This is a genomic window from Legionella sp. km535 (genome assembly GCF_003990085.1).
Lineage (GTDB): Bacteria > Pseudomonadota > Gammaproteobacteria > Legionellales > Legionellaceae > Legionella > Legionella moravica.
Genome location: NZ_RZGU01000016.1, coordinates 42,867 through 54,565 on the forward strand (window position 1 = coordinate 42,867; position 11,699 = coordinate 54,565).

Consider the following 11,699-nt stretch of genomic DNA (forward strand, 5'->3'; position numbering starts at 1 on the left):
TGTTTATTGGAGTCAGACAGTGATAACATCCTTCGCGTTAACGCTATAAATAAGGATATACGTTCACATGAACAAGGGAATGAATTCATTTGTATTGGTTGTCGCCGTTATTGCGGGATTTGGCGGTTTTTTATTTGGTTTTGATTCAAGCGTCATCGCAGATGTAAAAGATCAGGTGATGGGGCAGTTGGAGCTGTCCGCGTTGCAGTGGTCGGTGGTGGTGAGTATCAGTTTATTGGGGTGTGTTCTCGGCATTCCTTTAAGCGGTCTTTTCGCAGACAGAGTAAGCAGACGTTCTTTACTCAAAGTTGTGGCATTGGGATTCGTGGCAGGAACTGCCATTTGTGCTCTGACTCATTCTCTCTATCCCCTATTATTTGGACGTTTTATTATTGGCGTCTGTATCGGTATTGCCTCCTATATCGCTCCTTTATTTATTTCGGAAATTGCCCCTCCTCATCGAAGAGGTACATTGGTTTTAATCAATGGTTTAACCATTACATTTGGCCAGGCCATTGCCTATTTAATCGGATATCTGTTTCATGACTACTCATCCGCCAGTTGGCGTTATTTATTTTGGATGGGAAGCATTCCCGCTCTGATATTATTTATTGGAATGTTTTTTGTGCCTCACTCGCCACGATGGATTATGAAAAAACAGGGCAGGGATGAAACCTTAAAGGCGCTAAGTCGCATCCGGCCCGCTGAGTACAACATTCAAAAAGAGTTGGAAGATATTAACAGTCATTTAGATAATCAGAAACCTCAATTCAATATGCTTTTTAAGGCTCCAATTGCCGCTGTTTTAATGGTAGGTATTGGGCTTGGATTGTTTCAACAATTTTCGGGCATTAATGCCGTGATGTATTATGGTCCGGTTATTTTTGAGTCTGCAGGTTTTTTCCCGGTCAAAAATGCCATTTTGGCAACCTTTTGTATGGGCGCAATCAATTTTTTGTTTACTCTGATTACCTTGCTGTGTATTGATAAATTAGGCAGGCGGGTGTTGCTTTTAAGCGGTACCTTGATTGCCGCTCTGAGCCTGTTTGCTGTGAGTCTGGTGTTTAATTACTCTCTACCGGGTCAAAAATACTGGATTCTCGGACTATTTACTTCTTATGTTATTGGTTATTGCATCAGTGTCGGATCATTATTTTGGGTTTTAATTTCTGAGATTTATCCTCTTCAGATTCGCGGCTTAGCTATGAGTATTGCAACAGTCATGCAATGGGGGGCGAATTTTGTTGTTTCTATTTCGTTTCTGGCGGTATATCAATCCTTCGGTCAAGCTCTAACTTTTTCCATGTTTGGCTCTTTTTGTTTATTGGCTTTTGCTTTCATTTATTACTTTGTACCCGAAACAACGGGGATTTCACTGGAGAAGATAGAGCAACAATTGATGGCTGGAATACGCGTTAGAGACATTGGACAACCGGTGTCAGGTAATAGAAAAACCAAACAATTTGAATTACTTATGGATTAATTATGATGAATACTAAACTATGTCGTATTGGGATTATCGGGGCAGGCAGGATTGGCAAACTGCATGCAGAGCATATCAAGTATCATTTGCCACAGTTTGATTTGCAGGTGATAGCTGATCCTTGTCTGGATAGACAATGGGCTCAAAGACTGCCTGTTTCTAATTTATCCAATCAGATCGAAGACGTTTTGTTTCATCCTGATCTGGATGCCGTTTTGATTGCTTCACCGTCTACCCTGCATTTGGAACACATCAAAGCGGCAAGTGAGTCCGGTAAAGCGATATTTTGTGAAAAGCCTATTGGTTTGGATGAGCATGAAATTATTGACGTGCTTGAGTTGGTTAAATCCAATAACACATTGTTGCAAATTGGTTTTAATCGACGTTTTGATCCCAGTTTTGCCAACCTGCAACAACGAGTGCATGCTGGAGAAATTGGATCAACTCATATAGTCAAAATCACTTCCCGTGATCCCGCTTGTCCTCCTAAAGAATATGTTGCTACCTCTGGCGGTATGTTTATGGATATGACCATTCATGATTTTGATATGGCGCGGTTTTTAGCTCAATCCGAGGTCACTGAAGTCTATGCTACTGGAGCTGTGCTGATTAATCCTGAGTTTGCTGAGTATGATGATGTAGATACTGCAATAATTCAGTTACGTTTTGCAAACGGTACTTTGGCGGTTATTGATAACAGCAGACAGGCTGTTTATGGCTATGACCAAAGAATCGAAGTCTTTGGTGAGAAAGGCATGTTATTGGCAGCGAATCAGCTGGAGAATTCAGTACATCATTATTCGAAAACCGCTACAGGACATGCTAATCCTCAGTATTTTTTCCTGGAGCGTTATCATCAGGCATTTATTGCTCAGTTGGCTTCTTTTTATGATGCCTGGATAAACGATAAACCCAGTCCTGTGTCAGGAGAGGATGGCTTGCAGACATTGCGTATTGCCAAAGCGGCAAAACAATCTTTGGAAACTCGTTTACCAGTATGTTTAGATTAGGGAAAAAAGATGTACCCTCAATTTTATTATGATTCAAAACGTCCTGTCGATTTAATCTGTATGGGACGTGTTGCAGTGGATTTGTATGCAGATCAAATAGGCAGTGCACTAAAAGATGCCCATTCTTTTAGAAAATATTTAGGTGGTTGCGCGGGTAATATAGCCGTTGGAACTTCACGGCTTGGTTTAAAAACCATGATGTTTTCCTGTGTTGGTCAAGATGAAATGGGCGCCTTTTTAAAGCAGGAATTAAGCAAGGAAGGAGTGAATACTGATTTGCTGTATGAAACAGCTCACCATCTAACTGGACTGGTATTGTTAGGAGTTAAACCACCTCATGATTTTCCCCTGATATTTTACCGTAATCAGTGTGCTGATATGCAGTTAATGCCGGAGCAAATTTCCAAATCTGCTTTGGAGCAATCCAAAGCATTGTTAATTACTGGAACAGGTTTATCTACGGCCTCAATGCGAGAAACAACAGAGACGGTGATTCAGCTGGCCAGAACTGCTGAAACTTTAGTGATACTTGACCTGGATTATCGGCCTGTTCTTTGGGGATTAACTGCCTTGGGGAATGGTGAGACTCGTTATTGTCAAAGCCAGGAAGTAAGCAAAGCTTATCAGGAGGTACTTCCTTATTGCGATTTAATCGTTGGTACTGAAGAAGAAATTTGTATTGCAGGAGGGTACGATGATCTCGCCACTTCCTTAAATTACATCAGATCAGTCTCCACGGCACCTGTGGTAATTAAACTTGGTGAGCAGGGGGCATCAGTAGATTTTGGTGGTGGTATCCCGGTTTTAAAATCTCGACCTTTTCCAGTAGAGGTGCTTAATGTTCTGGGTGCCGGTGATGGGTTCATGTCGGGTTTATTGTCCGGCTTATTGCAAGGGAAATCCTGGGAAGAGGCAACGGCGTCAGGTAATGCTTGTGGGGCACTGGTTGTAACTCGGCATGGCTGTGCTCCTGCCATACCGTTCAAGGACGAGTTAGATTATTTCATCAAGGAGTACGATAGAGATCCCAATGTCTGGAACAGCAGCTATTTGATGCAAATGCATGACCAGAACCGGCAAGTGGAATCGTCTTCTTGCCTGATCAAAAATCCACAGAGTTTTATTAATGGCCTGAATCGTATCGTTAATATGGACCAAGCACATCATAATACGGGTATGAATTTTAGTTCAGTCAAACTCACCAGGGGTCAACAGTATTCGTTTGATGTTCATTATGAATTTGCCGCTTTATTGCTCACGGGGAAAGTACAATTTCAGTTTGATAATCAAATCATCCAGGCAGAGCGCTTTGATTATTTTTCTCAAGCTCCAGTGGTTTTGCATTGTGCATCTGGTGAAATTGCTTCAGTTGTAGCACAAAGTGATTGTGAAATTTTACTCATTGAAACACTAAACGATCGTTATTTTGCACCAGTACTTTTTGATGAATCCAATCTATTGGAACTGGATGACAGAGGAAAAAACATTCTGGATGATACTTCTTATCGTATTGTTAGAACGGTATTTGATAAACGAAACCGACCTGAATCAAATCTTGTTGTTGGAGAAATTATAACGTTTCAGGGTCGGTGGTCGAGTTATCCCTCTCATTATCATGATCAACCAGAAATATACCATTACCGTTTTTCTGAGCCGCAAGGCTATGCTTTTGGCGAACATGGTAAAGAAGTGTTGCGTATCGAACACAATGATACCTATCAAATAGCTGGTGGCCAGGAGCATGCTCATTGTGCAGCCCCGGGTTATGCGTTGTATACCCTATGGTTTATCCGTCATCTAAAAGATAATCCTTATGGCATGCCTACTTTTCGCAAGGAGCATGAGTGGACCAGGACAGAAAAAGCCAATCGAAGAGTGTGGAATGATAAATAAGATTCAGGAGTGCATGTAATGAAAGTCAGATTGACTATGGCTCAAGCTTTACTAAGGTTTTTAGCCAATCAATATGTGGTTATTGATGGTTCTGAGTATCGGTTTGTTAATGGAATAATGGGTATTTTTGGACATGGCAATGTGACCGGTCTGGGCGAAGCTCTGGAATATGCCGATTGTGGAATCACTTACTATCAAGGTCATAATGAACAGGGTATGGCACACGCTGCAACAGCTTTTGCCAAACAGAAAAATCGGTTGGGTATTATTGCCTGTACTTCGTCAATTGGTCCTGGTGCTACCAATATGATTACGGCAGCAGCCACAGCGACCACCAACCGCATTCCCTTGTTACTGTTGCCTGGTGATGTGTTCAGTTGCAGACAGCCCGATCCTGTTTTGCAGCAATTGGAAGTTCCTCATGATTACACCATTTCGGTGAATGATTGCTTTAAACCGGTGAGTAAATATTGGGACAGAATTACACGACCAGAACAGTTACTCACTGCGTGTATGAATGCGATGAGGGTATTAACCGATCCAATAGAAACCGGAGCTGTAACTTTATGCTTGCCTCAGGACGTACAGGCTGAATCCTATGAGTATGATCGTTCATTCTTTGACAAGCGGCTTTGGCACATCGAAAGAGAGCCCTTAAGTGATCGAGCACTTGCTGAGGCAATGCACGTTCTTGTGGCATCTAAAAAACCGCTTATTATCTCAGGTGGAGGAGTACATTACTCTTTGGCTACAGAGGTACTCTCTCAGTTTGCCTTGCGTCATGCGATTCCTGTAGCTGAAACGCAGGCTGGTAAAAGCAGTTTATCGAGCGACCATCCCATGAACGTTGGAGGGATAGGCGTAACCGGTTCGGAAGTCGCGAATATATTGGCCGCACAGGCTGATGTCATTTTAGTCATCGGATCGCGCTTGCAGGATTTTACTACCGCGTCAAAATGGGGGTTTAAGAACGGTAAGACTCAGTTGATTCATTTAAATGTATCTCGTCTTGATGCGATGAAAATGAACGCCTTGATGCTGAAAGGGGATGCTAAAACCGGATTGCAGCAGTTAGACAGAAGCCTAGGGGACTATCAAAGCCCTGCAGACTATCAACGATTAATTCAGCAGTTTAAATCAGAATGGGAACAGGAAATGCACCGTGTGTGTACACCTCCTGATTCAGTCAGTAAAGGCTTGCATCAAACCGCTGTATTGGCTGAATTGAATCGTTTTGCATCGAAAGACGATGTGGTTATCTGTGCGGCTGGCAGTTTACCTGGTGATTTGCATCGACTATGGAAATCAAAACAATCGAAAGATTATCATTTGGAATATGCTTATTCGTGTATGGGTTATGAAGTTGCTGCAGGATTGGGTGTTAAACTCGCTAAAGAAAACGCACCGGGTGAAGTTTATGTATTGGTAGGTGATGGTAGCTTTATTATGATGCATTCCGAGTTGGTAACCTGTATTCAGGAGCAAAAGAAAATTACGATTATTCTTTTTGATAATCATGGTTTTCAGTGCATCAGAAATTTACAAGAGGGTAATGGAAGTAATGGGTTTGGTACTGAATTTCGGTACAGAAACCTGGAAACCAACCGCTTAACAGGTCAATATCTGCCTATAGATTTTTGTCAATATGCTGCAGCTCTGGGTGCTAAAACGTATTTTGCGGATTCATACCAGCAGCTGGCGGAGTCCTTAAAAAAAGCCAAAGATGATTCGGTTGCAAATGTTATTGTTTTGCCTGTGTTGCCAAAGACTATGAGTCAAGGATATCAAACCTGGTGGCGAGTTGGGGTTGCGGAAGTTTCCAGCTCAGATGCAGTCACTAAAGCATATCAACAAATGAATGAACAGCTTGAGCACGTCAGACTCTATTAATATTGACGCATGAAATTGGGAGATTGCAATTGAACAATGCTCATTTCTAAAAGCTATGGCTGGTCGACACAGGCAGCTTGTTGATAAGTTGTCTGTGAAAAAAGAGTACCAGTCTGAGATTAGACCTTTAGTATTAAGGAATACACTATGAATATTAAATTAGGCATTGCTCCCATTAACTGGTGTAATGATGATGATCCCAATTTAGGTAAAGACATCAGCTTTGAACAGTGCATCAGGGAAATGGCCCTGGCTGGGTATGTTGGTACCGAATTGGGTAATAAATATCCTCGGGACATTACAGTTTTAAGAGAGGCATTAGGAGCGCAAGGTCTTCAATTATCCAGTGCATGGTTCAGTACCTTTTTTACTGAGCCCAGCCAATACCAAAGTACTTTATCCCGATTTATGGATCATATGAGCTTCATGCGGGCAATGGGGGCATCTTATATTAATGTGTGTGAATGTGGGCATGCAATTCAGGGAACAGAACAAGCAATAATCAGCCCTTATAAACCCGAGTTCAGTCAGGAGCAGTGGGGGCATTTAATTAATGGGCTTCATGCCTTGGGCAGAATAGCTTATGACTTTAATATGACCATTGTTTATCATTATCACGCAGGAACTGGTGTGTATCATGAGCATGAAATTGATTATCTGATGCAGAATACCAGTCCACAACTCCTTTCTCTATTACTGGATACTGGTCATGCTGCTTTCGCGGGGATTGATCCATTAAATTTAATCGCAAAATATGGGGACAGGATTCGTTACGTCCATCTTAAGGACATACGCTCGGAAGTATTAAAACAAACAGAACAACAGCAATTATCCTTTATGGATGCAGTGCGGGCTGGGGTATTTACCGTTCCCGGCGATGGAGCTATAGATTTTAACTCGGTTTTTAAGGCACTGAAGCAGGCTCAATATGAAGGATGGATGATCGTTGAGGCCGAGCAGGATCCTGGTAAAGCACCACCTTTGGAATACGCTAGAAAAGCTTTTGACTATTTAAGCGCGATCCTATAATTTAATCCTGTACTAATATTATGGAGTGTTGGCAATTCATCAAATCATTCCCAATGTCTGGTGACTTTTGGAATTAAGTGAAGCGTTGTCAACAAATGGTGTTATTCAATGAATCTGGAGGATAGGGATGCCCCCGTTAGATAAAATAATTCACTCAGCCATGGCTGCATTTTTTGTTCTGTCTACCTCAAATAATGCTATGGCAGATACCACAGATCCCGCTTCCGCTACTGAAAAATGCTACGGAATCGTCAAGACAGGGATGAATGATTGCGCGACTGCTACGGCATCTTGTGCGGGTTCCGCAACGAAAGACAACCAAAAAGACGCTTTTTTGCTCATGCCAAAAGGGTTGTGCGAAAAAATTGTTGGTGGTTCCCTTGAAGCTGGAAAATAGACTACACTCAGTCTACTCATAACTGTTCATAAGGAAATGCATATGAAACGATCATTCTCAACTTTAATCTTATCCATTATGACCATGTGGTCATGTTCCAACATGGCTTTTTCAGCACCAGAGGCGTTTACTCTGGATAATCAACACACCTATATTCTCTGGACTATTAACCATTTAGGTTTTTCCAGTCAGGCAGGTAAATGGTATGCCAGTGGCGATCTTGTACTTGATAAAGATCATCCAGATCAAAGTAAAGTGAATGTGACGGTTAATGTGGCGGATGTTGTCACGGGTATTCCTGAATTAGACAAACACTTGAAAGGGAAATTATTCTTCGACGTGGCTCAATTTCCCAAAGCAACCTTTGTAAGTAATAAAGTGGATGTATTAAGTGATAAAACAGCAAAAGTAGAGGGCACATTGACTTTACACGGTGTAAGTAAACCACTGACTCTTGATGTGACTCTTAATAAAGTGGGCGTGAATCCGATTAACAATAAAAATACGGTAGGATTTACTGCAACTGGAACGATAAAACGTTCTGATTTTGGTATGGATACCTTGCTTCCCAATCTGGGTGATGAAGTGACTCTGCAAATAGGGGCTGAAGCGTATCAGGATAAAAAATAAGGGATCGTCATGCACATTAAAAACAGCAGCTCAGGTTTTGGAATCGTTGCCATCTCTTTACATTGGGTTATTGCAATTCTGATGATTGGATTATTGATTTTGGGTTTGTATATGGTCAATCTTCCCATTAGTCTCGATAAACTAAAGCTCTATGGGTGGCATAAAGAATTTGGTTTTCTGGTGCTGTTTTTGGCGATATTAAGAATCATTTGGCGTTTGAGCAATCAAATGCCAGAGCTGGCTTTGCCTCTATTGGAAAAAATAGCTGCACGATGCATGCATTGGGCTTTTTATGGTTTTATGTTTGCCATGCCCATCAGCGGTTGGCTTATTACTTCTTCAGCTGGATTACCTGCCTCGTTCTTTGGTTTGTTTACCTTGCCAAATCTTGTTGCACCAAACGAACAGAATAGACTGTTGTTTGAATGGATACACGAATGGCTTGGGTATGCTCTTATTTTGGCAATCATGCTGCATACCGCTGCAGCCTTAAAGCACCATTTTATTAACAAGGATGACATATTAAGGAGAATGTTGCCATGAAATCAGGCTTTTACTGGATTTTCGGTTTATTATTGGTTTGTTTCTCATATACTGTGACCTCAGCAACATCACCTCAATGGGACATCATACCTGAAGAAAGTGAGCTAACCTTTACTGGTACGCAAAATAACGCACCAGTTACAGGTTCATTTAAAAAATTTAGCGGTGAAATTTTCGTTGATCCTGAACATTATAAAGCAAGTTCAATTCATATAGTCATTGATATGACATCAATTACAGCTTCTTATGCGGATATTACAACAACCCTGGAAGCTCCGGATTGGTTTGATGTAAAAGCGTTCCCGAAGGCGGAATTTAAGGCGACCCAATTTAATAAAATTGGCGAAAAAACTTATGAGGCAGATGGTATTCTTACGATAAGGGATAAGTCAGCACCAGTTACTTTAACATTTACTGCGGAAGAGTCTCCCAAGAATCATGCTTTGGTGAATGGCACTGCGTCTATTAAGCGAAGTACTTTTGGTGTTGGTCAAGGTGAATGGGCCAGTACTGATGCAATCAAAGATGAAGTAACGGTGGCATTTAAAATAACTGCTAATCGTAAAAATTAGGGTATCCTTTGTATAATGGCATTGAAAGAACTGTTCTTTCACCCAGTCAAGCCCAAAGCCCATATTAGCGCAATGCTAGATGGGCTTTGGAGCCTTAAAATCCGTATCCATGAACCCTTCACTATAAGTCATTAGCTTAGCTATACCAGAGATTTTTTTCTCTTTACTGAAAAAGCTCGATTATAACCTATACTTTTTTATATAAAATTCAGTCAGTTCAAGAATCAATGAAGTACAACAGGGACTTGTTGACATGAGGCGTATTGTTTTCTGTATTTTTTTTTGTGTTTGCATCTGTCAAAATGGATGGACTGGAAAAAGGGTTCCTGAACTTCATGACTTATATCGTATTGCTGATGTAAGAGAGCCAGATGTATCTCCAGATGGCCAGTGGGTGGCCTACAGCGTCAGTCAATTAAATGAGGATACAGATTCGTCATTTAGTAACATATGGCGAGTATCTCTCGATGGACAACATATCGAGCAACTGACCCGTTCACAAGAAGAAACCAATTCTCTTCCCAAATGGAGTCCAGATGGTACCTGGCTAGCCTATCTTTCGGATGCCGGAGAGCAAAATACCACACAAATCTGGCTCATGCCTGCGAAGGGAGGAAAGGGCCATCAATTAACTCATACTCAAGGTGAAATCAGCGATTTTGTTTGGTCACCTGATTCAAAGAGCATCGCTTTTATTGGTAATGAAACAGACAATTCAGATGATGAATTAGTGGACAAGCCGATTGTGGTAAACCGATTTCAATTTAAAGCCGATGGAAGCGGTTATCTGACTGATATTTATGATCATTTGTATCGGGTTGATATTGCTGATGGTCGAATTACGATGCTGACTTCTGGTGAACACGATGAATATCTACCCGCCTGGTCTCCCGACGGTAAATACATTGCGTATGTTACAAAACGAGGCAAAGATGCTGACAGACATTTAAATTATGATATTTATATTATTGAACCGATCGCGCATGCCAAGGAAAAACAGCTGACTCATTATATGGGGAGTGATATGGACCCTGATTTGGAGTCCAACTTATCATGGAGTCCGGACAGCACTAAGATTGCATACTTACGCAGTAAAGAAGATAAATGGATTTATTATTCGCCAACGCAACTGGCTGTGGTTCGTGTCTCGGATGGCAGTGAATCGATCATTGCGCCGATGGATAAATGGTTCTATAAGCCTAAATGGTCACCTGATGGATTAAGTATTTATGTCTTAATTGAGGAAAGTAGAACTACGTCACTGAATAAAATTGACAGTGCAACCGGTCAGATTACTCGGATAACCGATGGACCACGAACTGATATGGATTTTGTATTAGAAACAAATCAGATTATTGTGTTAAGTACGGATGATGTACATCCTGCGGAATTGTTTTTGACAGCTACCCCTTTGATTCCCTTAACTCAGCACAATAAAAAACTCTTGGATGAAGTACAATTTCAACCTGCAGAGGACATACAATTCAAAAGTTTTGATGGAACCCTGATTCAAGGGTTATTGGTGAAGCCCATTCAGTATCAGAATGGAAAGATTTATCCGGCACTTTTAAATCTTCATGGTGGGCCTGTCTATCAATTCAGCCATGAATTCAATTTTGAATTTCAATGGTTTGCTGCCAATGGTTATGTGGTTATTGCCCCCAATCCTCGGGGTAGTTCTGGAAGGGGTTTTGATTTTGCCAAAGCCATCTATGCTGATTGGGGTAATCTTGATGTTAAAGATGTTTTGGCAGCTGTAGATTATACCGTTTCTTTGGGAGTTGCTGATCCAGCGCGATTGGCAGTCGGTGGCTGGAGTTATGGGGGAATACTGACTGATTATGTCATAGCCAGTGACACTCGGTTTAAAGCTGCATTTTCTGGTGCAGGATCAGCTAATGTTTTATCAGGTTATGGGGCTGATCAATACAGCCTTGAATATGAATTGGAACTAGGAAAACCATGGGAACACCCCGATTTATATATGAAATTAAGTTATCCATTTATGAAGTCGTATCGCATTAAAACCGCTACCTTGTTTTTATGCGCTCAGCTGGATTTTAACGTACCTTGCCAAGGTTCAGAGCAATTGTATCAGGCATTGAAATCATTAAACATACCTACACAATTAGTGATTTATCCGAATGAATATCACTCCTTGTCTGTCCCCAGTTATTTGGTAGACAGACTGCAACGCTATACAGATTGGATGAACAAATATCTGAAATAAAGATCAACCAAATCATGAAGTT

10 protein-coding genes are annotated in these 11,699 nt (G+C 41.3%); all 10 read left to right on the forward strand.

The window, feature by feature from the left end; translation table 11 throughout:
- The first annotated feature begins 67 nt into the window (after nt 1-67).
- The 10 genes from ELY21_RS10485 (at nt 68) to ELY21_RS10530 (ending at nt 11,677) form a co-directional block, all read left to right on the forward strand.
- On the forward strand, nt 68-1,483 hold the full coding sequence (locus ELY21_RS10485) for a sugar porter family MFS transporter (protein ID WP_127109304.1): 1,416 nt from the start codon (nt 68-70) through the stop codon (nt 1,481-1,483).
- Between the two features lie 5 nt (nt 1,484-1,488).
- The gene (iolG, locus tag ELY21_RS10490) at nt 1,489-2,493 is read left to right on the forward strand and encodes an inositol 2-dehydrogenase (RefSeq protein WP_127109377.1); all 1,005 of its coding nucleotides are present in this window, start codon (nt 1,489-1,491) and stop codon (nt 2,491-2,493) included.
- A gap of 9 nt (nt 2,494-2,502) precedes the next feature.
- A complete protein-coding gene (iolC, locus tag ELY21_RS10495; protein ID WP_127109306.1) occupies nt 2,503-4,386 on the forward strand; it encodes a 5-dehydro-2-deoxygluconokinase in 1,884 nt (627 codons plus the stop codon).
- A gap of 18 nt (nt 4,387-4,404) precedes the next feature.
- Complete coding sequence (gene iolD / locus ELY21_RS10500) at nt 4,405-6,276, forward strand: 3D-(3,5/4)-trihydroxycyclohexane-1,2-dione acylhydrolase (decyclizing) (RefSeq protein ID WP_127109308.1); 1,872 nt, start codon at nt 4,405-4,407, stop codon at nt 6,274-6,276.
- Between the two features lie 147 nt (nt 6,277-6,423).
- On the forward strand, nt 6,424-7,305 hold the full coding sequence (gene iolE / locus ELY21_RS10505; protein ID WP_127109310.1) for a myo-inosose-2 dehydratase: 882 nt from the start codon (nt 6,424-6,426) through the stop codon (nt 7,303-7,305).
- 127 nt (nt 7,306-7,432) lie between these two features.
- The gene (locus ELY21_RS10510) at nt 7,433-7,702 is read left to right on the forward strand and encodes a DUF2282 domain-containing protein (protein ID WP_127109312.1); all 270 of its coding nucleotides are present in this window, start codon (nt 7,433-7,435) and stop codon (nt 7,700-7,702) included.
- Between the two features lie 42 nt (nt 7,703-7,744).
- On the forward strand, nt 7,745-8,332 hold the full coding sequence (locus tag ELY21_RS10515) for a YceI family protein (protein WP_127109314.1): 588 nt from the start codon (nt 7,745-7,747) through the stop codon (nt 8,330-8,332).
- A 9-nt stretch (nt 8,333-8,341) separates the two neighbouring features.
- Nucleotides 8,342-8,875: a cytochrome b gene (locus ELY21_RS10520; protein ID WP_127109316.1), complete on the forward strand. Its 534-nt coding sequence runs from the start codon at nt 8,342-8,344 to the stop codon at nt 8,873-8,875.
- Nucleotides 8,872-9,447 carry a YceI family protein gene (locus tag ELY21_RS10525; protein WP_127109318.1) on the forward strand — a complete coding sequence of 192 codons (576 nt, stop codon included), beginning with the start codon at nt 8,872-8,874 and terminating at the stop codon, nt 9,445-9,447. Before ELY21_RS10520 ends, ELY21_RS10525 begins: the two co-directional genes overlap by 4 nt.
- 253 nt (nt 9,448-9,700) lie before the next feature.
- Nucleotides 9,701-11,677, forward strand: coding sequence for a S9 family peptidase (locus ELY21_RS10530; RefSeq protein WP_127109320.1), 1,977 nt, complete (start codon nt 9,701-9,703; stop codon nt 11,675-11,677).
- The last annotated feature ends 22 nt before the right edge of the window (nt 11,678-11,699 follow it).